Source organism: Bacillus sp. FSL R7-0646 (assembly GCF_037969865.1).
GTDB lineage: Bacteria > Bacillota > Bacilli > Bacillales > Bacillaceae > Bacillus > Bacillus licheniformis.
In genome coordinates this window covers 3,993,778-4,010,061 of the sequence record NZ_CP150217.1, presented here as the reverse complement: position 1 = coordinate 4,010,061, position 16,284 = coordinate 3,993,778, and the positions used below count along the sequence as shown (strand labels likewise).

Genomic DNA, 16,284 nt, shown 5'->3' with positions numbered 1-16,284 from the left:
GATAAGGAAGAGCTTGATATATTCAATCTCCTCCTTATCTTCAAGAGCACGAACATGCTCTTAAGGATTTAGCACCATTCTGTCATAGACAGCGGTTGCCGGGTTTCACAGGGCCAGTCCCTCCACCACTCTTGATAAGGAAAACCTTTTTATGCGATTTTTTAATAGTTTTAATATTAATACTTTTTATAAAAATGTCAATGGGTTTAAAAAAACTCTTCGTTTTTTTCATTTTCTTCTTCTGCGGTTAAACTGGAGGGCGTATCGAATCAATGTGTGAATTTTTCGTCAGGACAGCCGTTCAAACAGTCAACAAGATGCTGAACAAACAGAATAAATTAGAATTTTTTTCAATTTTTATTTCCAAAAACAGAAACTTTTTATTGAGTTCACCGGTCTATAATGTGTACCTGATTTCAAAATGGGTATTATAAAAAATGACAGATTAAGGAGGGTTTTTATGAACAAAAAAACAGTGTTTAAAGCGTTCGGAATGTTGATGACAGGGGTATTGTTTTTTGCGCTGTACAGTGCGGCCGCACTTCCTTCTGCACACGCGGCAAACGAAAAAAAACCGACGGTCACGAGCCATACGTACAAAAACATTAAGGCTTTGAAATACCCGCAAGTTTCAAATGTAAGCCCCAAATCTCTCCAAAACAAGATCAACAAAGATTTTAAACATTATATTGAGCAGTCCTACAAAGATTATGTAAAAAACAAGAAAGACGGCCAACAGCACGGATACCAAACGGATTATCAAACGTCCTTTGAAGTGAAATACCGGACCGGCCAAAAGCTGAGCATCCTGACAAGCAATTACGTCTATTCCGGCGGAGCGCACGGAAATACGGCAGTCCGCTCTTTCAACTATGACCTTGTCTCTAAAAAACGGGTGTATTTATCCGACATCCTAAATACAAAATCGAAAATGGATAAGACAAAAACATACATTTACAACTATATTCAAAAACACAGCGACATTTTCTTTCCGGATGTGAAGAAGAAAGACATCGTCCTCGGTAAAAACACGGCCTTCTATTACACTAACGACGGCATTGCGATCGTCTTCCAACAATACGATGTCGCCCCTTATGCCGCCGGAAATCCGGTCGTTGCAGTTCCGAAAACGGTGTATCAATAAATAACAGCCCCTGTTTCTCAGGGGTTTTTATTATGAGGGAAGAAGGAAGGAGGAGGTTTTGGAAGCTCTTTCATAAAGCGGCAGCTGACGGGCATGATTCAGCCCGCAGTCAGTTTGCAGATTTTTTCTAAATCAAACAGTTCGCAGACATAGAACATGCACTGTCGGCCGCTGATGATCTGGTATTTTTTAAAAGCATATGTCCGGTCTGCTGAAACAGGTACAAGTTGTGTGAAATGTTTTCCCAGGCAGTCGCCCGTGCTGAAAATTTCACGCCTTGACTCCAGTTCTGCAATGATTTTCCCGATGGGAAGCCTTTCTTCCTGCAAATCTTGTTTGATGGCGGGCGGCAGTAAGTTTGTTTTGACATAGACATAATTATAAGATAAATAATCATCGCCTGTTTTCAAAGACGAGGTTCTAAACAAGATGTCATCATCGCGTTGAAACAGCCTTGCTTCCTCAGGTGAAAGCTTGTCATAATCAATATTATTTTGCTGAAAAACTTCGATTTCGGCTTTGCCGCCGATCAGCGTTTCAATCGCTTTGGTTGTTGAACCATCGGTTTTGGTTAACATGTCTTTTACAAGAGAAACAAAGGTTTCAGGAAAAAAGTGGCTTACGTTCAATTAAAGGCACCTCCACGCCAAAATTAGAATTTTTCGAAAACTTGTCTTTAAATTTATCATGGGGAGGTGAGTTTGTCTAGAAATATAAGTTAAATTTTAGGTGAGCAATGTAAATTTTATCTTTTTTATAATTGGATAGATCAGGATATGTATGGAGAAAGGAGACGTCAATGTCTCCTTTTTTTGTCCCGTTATTTTAAGTCGTCTCTCCTTCTAAAAGCTGTACGGGCAAATAGGTTTCCAGCGGCAAATCATCGAATTCGCCTTCAATGGCTTTGGACAAAATCTCAATGGCCGTCTTGGAAATGAGTTCGATCGGCTGCTGGATGGTTGTCAATTCCGGGAGAATGGACTGAACCGCTTCCGTTCCGTCGTAGCCGATCACCTTTAATTGCCCGGGAATGTCTTTTCTGCGTTTTTTTGCTTCGGTGATGACTGTAGCGGCCATGAGGTCATCACTGGCAAAAATGCCGTCAGCTGCAGGCTGTTCATCAAACAGTTTTGAAATGATTTCCCGGTAATTTTGATGAAAGGGAACTTCATATGTAATCGGCTGTCTCCCGTGTTGTCGCATCACATCTTCATATGCTTTTCTTCTAAGATTTGCCGGTGTTTTCAGCTCAATTGGTCCGTTGATATGGATGATGTGCCGGCAGCCTTTTGCAATTAACAGTTCTGTCGCTTTTCTTCCTCCGTCATAGTTATCAGAGCCGATGACGGGAATCGTTTCCGACAAGTAATGGTCGATGGCGACAATCGGCAGGTTTTGCCGATGATAATTTAAAATTCCCCTGTTGTAAGTCACGGCGATGACGCCGTCCACTTGATTTCGCATCAGCATTTCCAAGTATTTTTCTTCTTTGTCTTTGCGGTTTAAGCTGTTGCAAAGCAGCAGTTTGTAGCCCATGGCAGCGCAGATGCTCTCAATATGAAAGGCCAGTTCGCCGAAAAACGGGTTGCTGGAGTTAGGGATGATGAGCCCTATTAAATGAGTTCGTTTACGAAATAAAGAGCGGGCCAAATCGTTTGGAAAGTAATTGATTTCTTCCATCGCTTTATAGACTTTTTCTTTTGTTTTTTCACTAATATAGCCGCGGTTATTTAATACCCGCGATACGGTTGTTGGTGAAACTCCCGCTTTTTTTGCAACGTCGTGAATGCTAGGCTTCATTCCCTTTTCCCCCTGCTATTTTTACTGAAATGGCTTACAATTCTCGTCACGCACTTATTTTAGAGAATCGGGCCGATATGTGCAAGAAAATGCCATGATTCTGAGAAATGTACCGGGATGAATAATTGGGGAAAAAATATGTCAACCGGTTGACATATGAAACCGGTTGACATACAATTCACTTGAAAGTGCTTTCATTTGTTAATTGATAAAAAATGGGGGGAAGTGACAAAGATGAAAAGGTGGCTCTTCGGAATTTTTTCGTTGTTGCTGATGTTTGCGATGTGGGGCTGCAGCAATAGCAAAAGTGCAAATAGCCAAGATGGGAAAACGCTTACGATGTGGGTGCACGTATCTGATGACAGTGAAGAAGGAAAGGTCTATCAAAAGCGGGTGGACGCTTTTAATAAAAAGTATGCCTCTGAAAACATCGAGGCCAAAATTGATTTCATCCCCAGAAGCGGAAACGGCGGCGGATATGAAGACAAAGTGAACGCGGCGCTGACAACGAATACCCTGCCGGATGTGATCACTTTGGACGGACCGAACACGGCGGCTTATGCGAAATCCGGCGTTATTGCGCCATTGGATGAGTATATCAAAGACCAGGATGATTTATTGCCGAGCATTAAGCAACAGGGAACCTACCAGGGGAAACTGTATGCGATCGGTGTCAGCGAATCATCGGTCGGTATTTACTATAACAAAAAAATGCTGAAGGACGCCGGCGTTGACTTGAAAACGCTGCCAACGGTTGAGAATCCATGGACGTGGGACGAATTCCTTGAGCTTTGCAAAAAGCTGAAAAATAAATATGACAAACCGGCCATCGATATGCAGTTGCAGTCAAAAGACGAAATGCTGACCTATGCGCTTTTGCCATTTGTTTGGTCGGCTGGCGGCGATGTTCTTTCAAAAGATGGCAAGAAAGCGGAGGGTGTTTTTAACGACAAACTGACCGTTGAAGCGATGACATTTATTCAAACAATGCTGAAAGAGGGTTACACGACCCGGACTCCGGTTAAGCAGGCGTTTGAAACGGAAAAATATCCGATGAAAATGAGCGGTGTCTGGACGGTAACCGACATGGAAACAAATTTTCCTAATGTCGATTATGGTGTGATGCCGTATCCTGTGTCGCCAAAAACAAAAAAGCTTGTGTCCCCTTCAGGAAGCTGGCAGTTTGCCATGACACAGACGTCTGAAAACAAGGAATGGGCGGCAAAATTGGTCGATTGGATGACAAACAAGGAATCCAACTTGGAATTGAGCCGTTCGATCGCCGCGCTGCCTGTGCGCTATTCATCAGAGAAAGTGCTGGCAAAAGAATTCTCAGATGAAATGAATGTCTTCTTGCAGCAGCTGAAAGAAACGGGGCATGCACGACCGGTGACACCGGCATATCCACAGGTGACGCGCGCATTTCAGCAAGCGATCGATGACATCAGCTTCTTTGATCAGCATCAGGATATTCAATCGGTTCTGGATACGCGTGCAAAAGAAATGCAATCAGCCATCGATAAGGCAAACTAGAAGGTGGAGCCATGAATAAAATTCCGTTGAAAGAAGCAAGGACGGCCTTTCCGCTGAAAAAAATCCCTGCCAGTAAAATAGGGTGGCGGGACAATGTGCTGGCCTATACATTTTTAGGTCCGGCCTTGCTGATTTTGTCAGTGTTTCTCGTGATTCCTTCGATTATGGCGGTTTACTACGCATTTACAGATTATTATTTGTTAACACCTGACCTGCGCAAGTTTGTCGGTTTTGACAACTTTATCAAATTGTTCAAAGACCCTATTTTCTTGAAAAGTTTGAGCAACACATTGAAATTTGTTGTCCTTGTGATTCCATTACAGATCGGGGCCGCTCTCGGGCTGGCCCTTCTGTTGAATAAAAAGCGCAAGGCCAATACGTTTTTCAAAGTCGCATACTTTAGCCCCGTCGTCATGTCGCTTGTTGTCATCTCCGTTTTGTGGCTGTACTTGCTGAATCCGAATGAAGGAATGATAAATAACGTACTGACGCATGTCGGTTTGCCGCCACAGCCGTTTTTGACAAGTCCTAATCAGGCGATCTTTACAATTGTTTTCGTTTCAGTCTGGCAGGGAGCCGGATTTCAGATGCTGATTTTTTTAGCGGGCCTGCAAAACATTCCCGGAGATGTCTACGAGGCGGCGCAATTGGATGGTATGAATAAATGGCAGCGGTTTATTTATATTACATTGCCTTTGTTGAAACCGACGTCGGTTTTTATCTTTATTACGACGCTGATCAGTGCGTTTAAGCTCCTCGTGCAGCCAATGGTCATGACCCAGGGGGGACCGGTCAATTCAACGATGACAGTTGTCTATTATATTTATCAAACGGGATTTACCGATCGGATGGTCGGCTATGCAAGTTCAATTGCGCTCTTGTTTGGCACGATAATTGGATTGGTGACGCTTGCGCAGCGCAAGTTGGTGAAGGAGGATGAAGGCGGATGAGAAGGAAATTCGGACCTTTAACGATACTGGAATATATATGCCTTGTTTTGCTGGCGGCTCTGTTTATATTTCCGCTGATTTGGATGGTCGCTTCATCGATGAAACCGGAAGCCGATATTTACAACAATATCAGCAGCATTAAAGCGTTTCTTCCGTCTTTTCATCCGTCGGAATGGTTTCAATCCTACAGGGAAGTGCTGTCACGGTTTGATTTACTAATGTATATTGGTAACAGTCTGTTTTACGGTTTGTGTGTGGCAGCGGGAGCGGTCATTATCAACGGAATGGCGGGCTTTGCATTCGCCAAGCTGCAATTCACAGGTAAAAAAGTGCTGTTTACCATATTGCTGGCGCTTTTAATCGTGCCGATGGAAACGATTTTAATCTCGCAGTTTACAATTGTTCATAAGCTCGGACTTGTTGATACGCGCCTTGCCGTGATTTTGCCGGCGCTTGCGGGGGCTTTCAATATTTATTTGTTCCGAAACTTTTTCATGGCGATCCCGGGGGAGATGATTGAGTCGGCCAAGCTGGACGGAGCAAATACATGGCAGATTTTCTGGCGGGTGATGCTGCCGATGTCCAAACCGGCTGTCGCTACGGTGGGGACATTGGCTTTTATCGGCAGCTGGAATGACTATATTTGGCCGCTGATGGTTTTGACGGATAAGTCGAAATTTCCGATCCAGGTGGCGATTACAGCCATCAACAGCACCGAGCCGGTTTATACGAACCAGGTGATGGCTGTCTTGACGATTTCCACGATTCCGCTGATTCTGATCTACATTGTAGCCCAACGCTACATTTTAGATGGCCTGGGCGGTTCAGGGACAGGCATCAAATAGATACATCCAAATCGGGTTAAAGGAGCAAATGAAAATGAAAAGCTCAAACAGTCTGTATTGGAAACTAAGCGCCTATTTTTTCTTTTTCTTTTTTACTTGGTCTTCCAGCTATTCTTTATTTGCGATTTGGTTAGGGCAAGAAATCAATTTGAACGGGTCCGCGACGGGCATTATCTTTTCTGTAAACGCTATCTTTACTTTGTGCATGCAGCCTTTGTACGGTTTTATCTCCGATAAGCTCGGGCTGAAGAAAAACATATTATTTATGATCAGTTTGCTGCTCGTATTTACGGGTCCCTTTTATATTTTCGTCTACGGACCGCTTTTGCAATACAACGTCTTTCTTGGGGCTATCGTCGGGGGAATTTATTTGGGAACTGCTTTTCTCGCCGGAATCGGTGCGATTGAAACCTTTATTGAAAAGGTCAGCCGCAAATATCAATTTGAATATGGAAGAACAAGGATGTGGGGGTCCCTCGGCTGGGCTGCGGCGACATTTTTTGCAGGTCAGCTGTTCAATATCGATCCGAATATCAACTTCTGGGTTGCGTCCGCCTCAGCAATCATATTGGTGGCCATTATTGTTTCCGTAAAAATTGAGATGACAGATGATGAAAAGGAAAGAGCAGACTCGGTCGGATTAAAAGACGTAGGAGGGCTTTTTCTCTTAAAAGATTTCTGGTTTTTGATGCTGTACGTGATCGGCGTAACATGCGTGTACGGCGTCTATGACCAGCAGTTCCCGCTTTACTACGCTTCCTTATTTCCGACTGCGGCCTTGGGGAACCAAATATTTGGATACCTTAATTCATTCCAAGTATTTATTGAAGCGGGCATGATGTTTCTTGCGCCTTTCATCGTCAATAAGCTCGGTCCTAAAAAAAGCTTGATTTTAGCGGGGCTGTTAATGGCTTTCCGGATTATCGGTTCCGGACTTGTCAGCGGACCGGTCGGAATTTCATCGATGAAACTCATTCATGCTTTAGAATTGCCGATTATGCTGATTGCGATGTTTAAATATTTGGCGACTAATTTTGATAATCGTCTTTCATCCGTACTTTATCTTGTCGGCTTTCAATTCGCATCCCAGGTAGGCACGTCGATTTTTTCGCCGCTTGCGGGAGGTTTATACGACAGCATCGGATTTCGCCACACTTATCTCATCATGGGAGCAATGGTCCTTTGTTTTACCATTATTTCGATTTTTACCTTGCTAGACTCAAAGAAAGATGTTGAATTTGCTCAAAATCTACAAAGCAATCATATATAGAGAGGATGTCACAGATGAACAGAATTCAGCAGGCAGAAGAAGCATTAAAGAAAGCCGGGAAAAAAGTGAATCGCCGTTACCGAATGGGCTATCACATGATGCCCCGGGCAAACTGGATAAATGATCCAAACGGACTTATTCAATATAAAGGGGAGTATCATGTCTTTTATCAACATCATCCGTATGATGAGAATTGGGGGCCGATGCATTGGGGCCATTTGAAGAGCAAGGATCTTATTCACTGGGAGCACTTGCCGGTTGCTTTAGCGCCGGGAGACGAATTTGATGAGAGCGGCTGTTTCTCAGGAAGCGCAGTCGAATATAACGGCGACCTCGCTTTAATCTATACTGGGCATAATATGATAGATGAAGAGAAAGACGATTTCTACCAAACTCAGAATATAGCAGTCAGCAAAGACGGTATCGTCTTTGAAAAACTGAAAGAAAACCCTGTTATTGCAGAGCCGCCGGAAGACAGCGCACGTCACTTTCGCGATCCAAAAGTATGGAAGCATCGTGAGAACTGGTATATGGTGGTCGGAAACTCCTCAAAAGAGAACGTCGGGCGGGTCATCTTATACCGCTCGCCTAACTTTGTAGATTGGGAGTACGTAGGCGTTCTCGCCCAAAGCGACGGAAATCTCGGCTTTATGTGGGAATGTCCGGATTTCTTTGAACTAGACGGCAAACACATTTTGCTGATTTCCCCTCAGGGTATAGAGGCTGATGGTGAATCATATCAAAATCTGTATCAAACAGGCTATTTGATTGGAGACTATGATGAAGAAACGAATGAGTTTGTACATGGCTCCTTTAAAGAGTTGGATCACGGCCACGACTTTTATGCCGTGCAAACTTTATTGGATGACAAAGGCCGCAGAATTGCGATTGGCTGGATGGATATGTGGGAGTCAGAGATGCCGACGAAAGCAGACGGATGGTGCGGGGCATTAACTTTGCCGCGTGAATTGACGTTGAAGGATGGTCACAAAATTTTAATGAATCCCGTCGAGGAGACTAAATTACTTCGTGGATCGGAACATCATGAGTGTGACAATCAATCGATTTCCGGCAGCTATTTTATAAAGACAGCCGAAAAGCTTCTTGAAGTGGTGGCCGTTTTTGATTTGACAATTTGCAGTGCCGAAACGGTTGGCTTAAAGATCCGGGGAATTGAACAGGAAGAAACAACCATCAAGTACAGCTTGATTGATCAAAAGCTGACGCTCGACTGTTCAAAGTCCGGCAAAGCGAGGGACGGTGTGAGAAACGTACGGCTTGAAGCGGATGAGAAGCTCACTTTGCATCTGTTTCTCGACAGATCGTCTATTGAAGTATTTGCAAATCATGGTGAAGCGACAATGACAAGCCGCATATATCCGAAGGAAGGAAGAGCGGGGATTGAGCTGTTTTCTGAGAAAGGCAACGTACGGGTTGAAGAATTCACTTACTGGACGTTGAAAGATATTTGGAAAGGTGATGAAGCCAAATGAACAGAATTTTTTGCATCGGTGAGATGTTAATTGGCTTTATCCCGCTCCAAAAAGAAACCGCCTTGCAACATGTTCTAATTTCAGCAAAGCGCAGATAAAGATTGATCTGGAAAAAAAAGCGGCTGCTTTGTCTTGCAGCCGCTTTCCGCTTTTTTCGTTTAAGCTCTTTCTTCAAACAGCTTCACAATTTCCACGATGACATTCGCGGCTTTTACCATATTGTCGGCGGAAATATACTCGTATTTTCCGTGAAAGTTTTCCCCGCCTGTGAAAATGTTCGGACAAGGAAGCCCCATATATGAGAGCTGAGAGCCGTCTGTACCGCCGCGGATCGGTTTAACGACCGGTTCAATATCAAGGTTTTTCATCGCTTTATAGGCAATGTCGACAATCTCTTTGACCGGTTCGATCTTTTCCCTCATGTTGTAATATTGATCATTCATGTCCACTGTGACGCTGTTTTCGCCGTATTTCGCTTTAAGGTTGTTTGCGATTTTTTGGACGGTGTCTTTTCTCTCGTTAAATCGGTCTCTGTCAAAATCTCTAATGATATAAGAGAGGCTCGTTTCAGAAACATCGCCCTTGATTGAAAGCAGATGATAAAAGCCTTCATAACCTTCTGTAAATTCAGGAGCTTCGTTTTCCGGCAATGCGGCGTGGAACTGCATCGCGATTTTGGCGGCATTGACCATTTTTCCTTTTGCTGTGCCGGGGTGGACGTTCGTTCCTTTACAAGTGATTTTCGCGGCTGCGGCATTGAAGCTTTCGTACTGCAGTTCGCCAAGCGGTCCGCCGTCAACCGTATACGCGAATTTGGCATTGAACGCCTCGACGTCAAACTTGTGCGGCCCTCTGCCGATCTCTTCATCAGGTGTAAAAGCGACTCTGATCTTCCCGTGTTTGATTTCGGGGTGCGCAATTAAATATTCCATTGCCGTCATGATTTCAGAGATCCCAGCTTTATTGTCGGCGCCGAGCAAAGTCGTTCCGTCGGTTGTAATCAACGTATGTCCCGCATAATCTGCTAGCTCGGGGAATTCCTTGGGCGATAAGACGACATTGAGGGATTCATTCAGCACAATATCCTTTCCGTCGTATTGTTCGATAACCTGCGGATTGACGTTCTTTCCGGTAAAATCTGTTGCTGTATCCACATGAGCCAAGAAACCGATCGTCGGCACCTCTTTTTCTGTATTCGAAGGAAGCGTCGCCATCACATAGCCGTTTTCATCGATTGTGACGTCCTTCATGCCGATCTCTTTCAGCTCTTCGACAAGCATATTGGCAAGCGCCAGCTGCCCGGGAGTGGAAGGCGTCGTCTGACTGTTTTCATTTGACTGCGTATCCACTTTCGCATAAGAAATGAGGCGTTCAATCAATTTGTTCTTCATGTTTCCTTCATCTCCAATTGTTGGTTTTATTTTAATCTTATCATTTAGAGAAGGCGAATGGGAGGATTGAAATCTTTTATTCCTGTTGTGGAAAAATTTAGTATAATAATAAAAAATAGGTCAATAGAAAGGGAGAAAAATGGAAGGATATCATCACTTTAGAAAAGAAGTAGCGAATTATTTCAGGGCCCGCTTTCCGTTCCTGTATATTTCTACATGGGAAGAAGAACGTGTCATAGATCAACTGAGTCATATTGTTTCGGATACAGAATTGATTAGAACACCAAGAACCTTATTTGTTTGGAGTTTAACCAAAGGGTTTGAAAGCAATGGAATGCCTCCATCAGCCGAAACAAAAGACCCGTTAAAGGCTTTGGCGTTCATTGAAAAATATGATCAGCCAGCAGTCTTTATATTGAAGGATTTTTATGTTTATTTGGGTGCAAATAATCGCCCCCCTGAATACCGTTTGATTCGTAAAATGAAAGATCTTGTCTCTGTATTGGAAAAGAGTCTTGTTTCCAAAAATGTTGTGCTTGTGGCGCCAACATTAACGCTTCCTCCTGAATTGGAAAAGGACATCACAATTGTAGAGTTTCAATTGCCCAGCTTTGCAGAAATTAAAGAAACGCTCAAGAAAATGATCGAAATGAATCAAGGGCAAAATCGGGCAATCGTTAGCTTGACTGAGGACGAAGAAGAACGCCTAGTAAAAGCAGCACTGGGATTAACTTTAAAAGAAGCAGAAAATGCGTTTGCACTGGCGCTAGTAAGCAAAGGGCGTCTAGATTCGGATAGCGTTGATCAAATTCTTTTTGAAAAGCAGCAAATCATTAAAAAAACCGGCGTATTAGAGTTTATTAAAAGTGAACCAAATATCCAGGATGTAGGTGGATTGGAAAATATCAAACGTTGGTTGAATAAAAGAAACAAGTCATGGATGGACTCCGCTCAGGACTATGGGCTGCCATCCCCTAAGGGTCTTCTATTAACGGGGGTTCCCGGCTGCGGAAAAAGCTTAATTGCTAAAGCTGTCAGCTCTATGTGGAAGCTTCCTCTTTTAAAATTGGACATGGGAAAAATATTCAGCGGCATTGTCGGAAGCAGTGAAGAAAATATGAGAAACGCTTTATCTACGGCAGAGGCCATTTCTCCGTCTATTTTGTGGGTCGATGAGATTGAAAAAGGATTGGGGAATAGCGGAACAGCTGGAGACGGGGGGACTTCGAAGAGAGTGCTTGGGAATTTCTTAACCTGGATGCAGGAAAAATCAAAGCCTGTATTTGTGATAGCAACTGCAAATAATATAGACGCTCTTCCGCCCGAATTCTTAAGGAAAGGACGTTTTGATGAGATATTTTTTGTTGATCTGCCAACGAAAAAAGAAAGAAAAGAAATCTTTCGCATCCATCTTGAAAAGAGGCTAACAAACCCGAAAGCTGCCGGGAATTTTTCAATAGAACCACCTGTCTTGGACAAGCTTGCAGAACTGACGGAATCATTTATTGGTGCTGAAATCGAACAAGTCGTAATTTCTGCATTATTTGAAGCCTTTTCTGAAAATCGAAGCTTAACGGTTGAGGATCTTGAGAAAGTGATTAAGCAGACTGTTCCTTTGGCTGTTACGCAATCAGAGCAAATTCTTGCAATTCGGGAATGGGCAAGTCTTCGGGCTGTATCGGCTGCCCGTCAGGAAGATCTGAAGGAATACCAATCTATTCAGCTAAAGAAAGATGACGAAAATCCGCGTGATAAAGATGCCGATTTACATACAAGCCGGGGTGGCAGAGCTGTAGAGTTTTAGGAAGAGGTGTCAAAGCATGAGTATTGAAATTGTTTTATTACCAGTTGCGATTGCAGCGACCCAAGCGATTGCATCCTATTTGGCAGAAAACGAATCAGGCCGTCTTTATACAATGCCTACCGTTATGAAGGATGAAGACCTTCTCAAAAAAGCGCTTGACCAAAATGGATGTAAGACGATCGAGCTTGGAACAACAAACGTCGAAGCAATCATGGAAGATTCAGCTGTAACTTTCCATTTGACAGAAGAAGGCACCTTTAAAGCTGCATTTGATCGTTCAGTTGATAAAAACCAGGCGCGGGAATTTATTGATCAAATTGAAGAGGAGTACAAACGGATATTGCAGCAGGAAACATATTTGAAACTTATAGAAAAGGCCGAACATGAAGGATTGGTTTTAGAAAATGAAACGGTGACAAATGAGAATTCGGTGGTATTGACGTTCAAGGTGAATGGATAAGGAGGCATTTCATGAGTCAGCGAATTATTGTTGAAATTCAGCAGGATGGTCAAATTAATGTGGAAACAAAAGGGATTAAAGGACCGAAATGCCGAGATTATATTCGAGTTCTGGAACAGCTGCTTGAGGCTGAAACGATTGATTCATCATATACGGCGGAATACTTTGAGACGGAACAGGTTGATGTTTTGAGGCATCAGCAAATTATAAGGGGGCACCGTAATGGCTAATGGATATACCAATAAGGGAGTGAAATGGGAGCTGTTTCAATCCATATGGGTCCTATTTGTATTTACTCCTTTTGGCTTTTTAAATTGGGTTTCTTTTTTCTATATTTTCGCTCGGGCAAAACAAAAAAAATGGTTAATTGCCGGATGGATCTATTTTGCTATTTTTTTATTCACTATTCTTTCTAATGGAACACCTTTATTCAATGCGGCCATGGTTCTTTTGATCATCGGCTGGGGTGTCTCAATTGTTCACGCTTTAAAAGTGCGGCCGGAGTTTTTAATTCGGTTAGAGTCCATTCAACAGTTGAAACGCGCTGAAATAGATCAGCTGCGTAAATCTCTGAAAAATGAGTATCCAGAGACCGCCGCGGCTCGAACGAGCCAAACCGATAAACAATCGGAACGGAAAATAGACATTAATCAAGCGAGTGTGGAAGACATCGCTTCGATTCCGCAGTTGGGAATTATCCTCGCCAAAAAAGCGGTCGCCATGCGTGAAGAAATCGGTGGCTTTTCATCTATTGATCATTTCGGCGAACAGTTAGGATTGAAGCCGCATGTGCTTTTGAAGGTAGAGCCGTATCTCTCATTCTCTAAACCAGTTGACCGAAGGGATAGAAAAGATGAGAATGCTGAAGGAAGGGTTTTGGATATTTAATGAAAATACGAATCCATCGTTTTTTGCCGCTTACTGAAGCAGAAGGACCCGGTAAACGGGCGTGTTTATGGGTGCAGGGATGTTCGGTACGCTGCGAAGGCTGCGGAGTACCGTGGACATGGTCTGACAAGGGTGGAAAAGACATCAGTGTAGACGACCTCTTTAAAAAGATTGTTGATTCAAAAAAAGAAAACAATATTGAAGGTGTAACATTTCTTGGTGGTGAGCCAATGGATCAAGCGGAAGCCCTTGCAGAACTTGCGGATAAAATAAAAATTGCTGGACTTTCTATTTTGACCTTTAGCGGCAGATACTTGGAAGATATAAAGTCGAATCCACGAAAGGGCCAGCTAGAGTTACTTGAATTGACTGATTTGTTCATTGATGGTCCTTTCGAAAAAGAAAATATAGATTTAAGCCGGCCATGGACAGGTTCCTCTAATCAACGATATCATTTTTTGACTGAGAGATATCGTTATCTTGAAGGTCAGCTTCAATCAATTTCAAATAAAATAGAAGTTCGGTTAGAACCCGATGGCACAGTTTCAATCAACGGAATGATTCGTCAAGAACAATTGCAAAGTTTATACGAAGAATTATCTAAACATAAAGTTTCCAACAGAAACTAACATTTGAACCCGCTATATTACCTAAAGCGGGTTTTTTATGTGAAAAAAACCATCTTTCTGAAACTTTTCTCATCATTTCTCCTCTCTAATGTTTGAAGGAGGCGCAGCAGTGAAGCAAATCAGATTAGTTAAGAAAGCTGTCGCAGGCAACGCCAAAGCTTTTGAAATGCTGTTTCAAAAGCACAGCGAACAGCTTTACAGAACAGCTTACATATATGTGCGAAATAAGGAGGACGCGTTAGATATCGTACAGGAAACGGCGTACAAGGCATTTTTATCGATTGCCCAGTTGAAGAATCCCGAATACTTTTTGACATGGCTGACGAAAATCCTCATTCATCATGCATATGCCATATTGGACAAGAAAAAGAAAGTGGTTTTAATGGACAGGCCGCTGCAGGACGAAGGCCGGGAGCAGGAGATGCATGCGGACGACAGAATAGGGATGCTTGAAGCTGTTCAGCAGTTGCGAAAAGAATATCAAACCGCCATCATTTTATTTTATTATCACGACCTGCCGATTCATGATATCGCCGAGGTGATGAATGCTCCTGAAGGAACCGTTAAGACCTATCTGAAAAGAGCGAAGCTTGAATTAAAACAACTACTGACTGGGGGAGAAGACGCATGGACAAACAACGGTTCAAAAACGAAGTAAACAAGATCGATGTCCCTACAAAAGAAATCCGCGAATCGATTGATAAAGGCATCAAGCGGGCCAAGCAGGAAAAAACGTTTCGGCCGAAGCGCGCCGTGAAAAGGACTGTTTTTGTTTCGAGCGCGGCCGCCGTGCTCCTTCTCGGTAGCGGCTTCGTTTCCCCAGCGATGCAAAGCGTGTTGGCTGACGTCCCGCTGATTGGAAAAGCGTATCAACAATTCCATGACTATGTCGGCCAAAACTTGGTGGCGGGCCAGCTTGTCACTGAACTGAACGAGAAAGCGTCCAGCAACAACATAGACGTGACAGCTACAAGCGTTTATTTTGACGGCGGAATCATCGGTATGACGTTTAAGGTGAAAAGCGATACAAGAAAAGATTTAGATGATGGAGCGAGAATGATTCATTTCACATTATTTAATGGCGAGCGCAAATGGGCTATCGCTTCTCAAGGAGACTTGAAGAAAACAGAGGACGGCTATACCGGCTACATTCAAGTAGGCTATCCAGACAAACATATTCCCGATAAACTGACACTCCCGGTTACGATCACAAATATTAACGGAATCAGAGGGAAATGGAAGTTCGACATTCCGGTTGATAAACTGCCGTATAAAACGCTCCACATAACCAAAAACAATACACAATCGGCTGATGGCCATAAGCTCGCCGTAAAAACGGTAATTCTCGGAAAAGAATCGACTGTCATCGACTATGAAGTATCCAATTCAGAGGAACATCCGAACGATCGTACATCGGTTATAAAAGTGACCGATGATAAAGGAAATGAAATTCCTTATTTGAGTGGCGGGCAGTGGACGACGGACAGTACAAAGAACGGAAACAAGGTTCGTCACGAAGAAAGGCTGATCCTTGGAAAAGTGAATAAAGGAACAAAACACCTCAAGATTGAGGCGAGCAGCAGTATGGGCGATTCCGAAAAGACGCTGCCTCTCACAAAAACGCCCGCCGCGCTGAGCGCTGACCGTCATGACTTCCAGATTGCCGTTGATCAGGTGAAACAAAACGGAAGTAAATTGTCTGTCGACTATCATCTGAAACATGTCGATCAATCTAAGATTGATATTGACAGCATGCAAAACTTTTTAGAAACGATGTCACTGGTTGATTCTGCTTATAAAAGCATTGACGAAGCGCCGATGGGACACAGCGTAAAAGGTAATTTTACAAAAGTGCTTGATCCTAAAAAGCTCCGATTCCGATCAGACTTTACGTTAGATGGTGAATTTGGAGCGAAAAACTTCAGCCTTGACCGATATTCGCTTGATGTCGAATTTGGTTATTTAAGCGCATTTTATTCTACACCGTTTAAGCCGATCAAAGTGCAGTTGCCACAGTAAAATATATGACCCGCTGTTTCAGTGAAACGGCGGGTTGTCTGCTTTGCTGGCCGTCCAA

16 protein-coding genes and 1 riboswitch are annotated in these 16,284 nt (G+C 43.3%); of the genes, 13 read left to right on the top strand and 3 right to left on the bottom strand.

The annotated features are described in order from the left end of the window. Nucleotides 1-31 precede the first annotated feature (31 nt). Nucleotides 32-141, bottom strand: a riboswitch (SAM riboswitch). Between the two features lie 319 nt (nt 142-460). Beyond that, nucleotides 461-1,144, top strand: a complete 684-nt coding sequence (locus MKY62_RS20790; RefSeq protein ID WP_003186478.1) for a DUF3298 and DUF4163 domain-containing protein — start codon at nt 461-463, stop codon at nt 1,142-1,144. Nucleotides 1,145-1,242: 98 nt separating this feature from the next. Here MKY62_RS20790 and MKY62_RS20785 read toward each other — a convergent pair whose 3' ends face one another. Continuing rightward, entirely contained in the window at nt 1,243-1,773 is a 531-nt protein-coding gene (locus MKY62_RS20785) for a chorismate pyruvate-lyase family protein (RefSeq protein ID WP_009329908.1), read from the bottom strand. A 196-nt stretch (nt 1,774-1,969) separates the two neighbouring features. Beyond that, nucleotides 1,970-2,944, bottom strand: coding sequence for a LacI family DNA-binding transcriptional regulator (locus tag MKY62_RS20780; RefSeq protein WP_009329906.1), 975 nt, complete (start codon nt 2,942-2,944; stop codon nt 1,970-1,972). A 234-nt stretch (nt 2,945-3,178) separates the two neighbouring features. Between MKY62_RS20780 and MKY62_RS20775 the strand changes: the two genes are divergently transcribed. Genes MKY62_RS20775 through MKY62_RS20755 form a run of 5 tightly spaced genes read left to right on the top strand, consistent with a single transcriptional unit; the run spans nt 3,179 to nt 9,035 of the window. Continuing rightward, entirely contained in the window at nt 3,179-4,477 is a 1,299-nt protein-coding gene (locus tag MKY62_RS20775) for a sugar ABC transporter substrate-binding protein (protein ID WP_011198441.1), read from the top strand. An 11-nt stretch (nt 4,478-4,488) separates the two neighbouring features. Continuing rightward, nucleotides 4,489-5,427: a sugar ABC transporter permease gene (locus tag MKY62_RS20770; protein WP_009329903.1), complete on the top strand. Its 939-nt coding sequence runs from the start codon at nt 4,489-4,491 to the stop codon at nt 5,425-5,427. Beyond that, entirely contained in the window at nt 5,424-6,272 is an 849-nt protein-coding gene (locus tag MKY62_RS20765) for a carbohydrate ABC transporter permease (RefSeq protein WP_006639650.1), read from the top strand. Before MKY62_RS20770 ends, MKY62_RS20765 begins: the two co-directional genes overlap by 4 nt. A gap of 34 nt (nt 6,273-6,306) precedes the next feature. After that, entirely contained in the window at nt 6,307-7,542 is a 1,236-nt protein-coding gene (locus MKY62_RS20760; protein ID WP_009329898.1) for an MFS transporter, read from the top strand. Nucleotides 7,543-7,556: 14 nt separating this feature from the next. Then, on the top strand, nt 7,557-9,035 hold the full coding sequence (locus MKY62_RS20755; RefSeq protein ID WP_003186470.1) for a glycoside hydrolase family 32 protein: 1,479 nt from the start codon (nt 7,557-7,559) through the stop codon (nt 9,033-9,035). Between the two features lie 158 nt (nt 9,036-9,193). Here the strand turns inward: MKY62_RS20755 and pepT are convergent, their stop codons facing one another. Further along, entirely contained in the window at nt 9,194-10,426 is a 1,233-nt protein-coding gene (gene pepT, locus MKY62_RS20750) for a peptidase T (RefSeq protein ID WP_003186466.1), read from the bottom strand. Between the two features lie 139 nt (nt 10,427-10,565). Between pepT and MKY62_RS20745 the strand changes: the two genes are divergently transcribed. From MKY62_RS20745 to MKY62_RS20715, 7 genes are all read left to right on the top strand, one after another. Then, nucleotides 10,566-12,230: an AAA family ATPase gene (locus tag MKY62_RS20745; protein WP_009329895.1), complete on the top strand. Its 1,665-nt coding sequence runs from the start codon at nt 10,566-10,568 to the stop codon at nt 12,228-12,230. Between the two features lie 16 nt (nt 12,231-12,246). Beyond that, on the top strand, nt 12,247-12,690 hold the full coding sequence (locus tag MKY62_RS20740) for a hypothetical protein (RefSeq protein WP_009329892.1): 444 nt from the start codon (nt 12,247-12,249) through the stop codon (nt 12,688-12,690). A gap of 11 nt (nt 12,691-12,701) precedes the next feature. Beyond that, complete coding sequence (locus MKY62_RS20735) at nt 12,702-12,920, top strand: DUF2997 domain-containing protein (protein WP_009329890.1); 219 nt, start codon at nt 12,702-12,704, stop codon at nt 12,918-12,920. Further along, nucleotides 12,913-13,578: a helix-hairpin-helix domain-containing protein gene (locus MKY62_RS20730; RefSeq protein ID WP_011198440.1), complete on the top strand. Its 666-nt coding sequence runs from the start codon at nt 12,913-12,915 to the stop codon at nt 13,576-13,578. Before MKY62_RS20735 ends, MKY62_RS20730 begins: the two co-directional genes overlap by 8 nt. Beyond that, on the top strand, nt 13,578-14,207 hold the full coding sequence (locus tag MKY62_RS20725) for a 4Fe-4S single cluster domain-containing protein (RefSeq protein ID WP_009329887.1): 630 nt from the start codon (nt 13,578-13,580) through the stop codon (nt 14,205-14,207). The genes MKY62_RS20730 and MKY62_RS20725 overlap by 1 nt, the downstream gene beginning before the upstream one ends. Before the next feature lie 88 nt (nt 14,208-14,295). Beyond that, the gene (locus MKY62_RS20720) at nt 14,296-14,865 is read left to right on the top strand and encodes a sigma-70 family RNA polymerase sigma factor (protein ID WP_016886390.1); all 570 of its coding nucleotides are present in this window, start codon (nt 14,296-14,298) and stop codon (nt 14,863-14,865) included. Then, nucleotides 14,835-16,226, top strand: coding sequence for a DUF4179 domain-containing protein (locus tag MKY62_RS20715; protein WP_003186462.1), 1,392 nt, complete (start codon nt 14,835-14,837; stop codon nt 16,224-16,226). The genes MKY62_RS20720 and MKY62_RS20715 overlap by 31 nt, the downstream gene beginning before the upstream one ends. Nucleotides 16,227-16,284 lie beyond the last annotated feature (58 nt).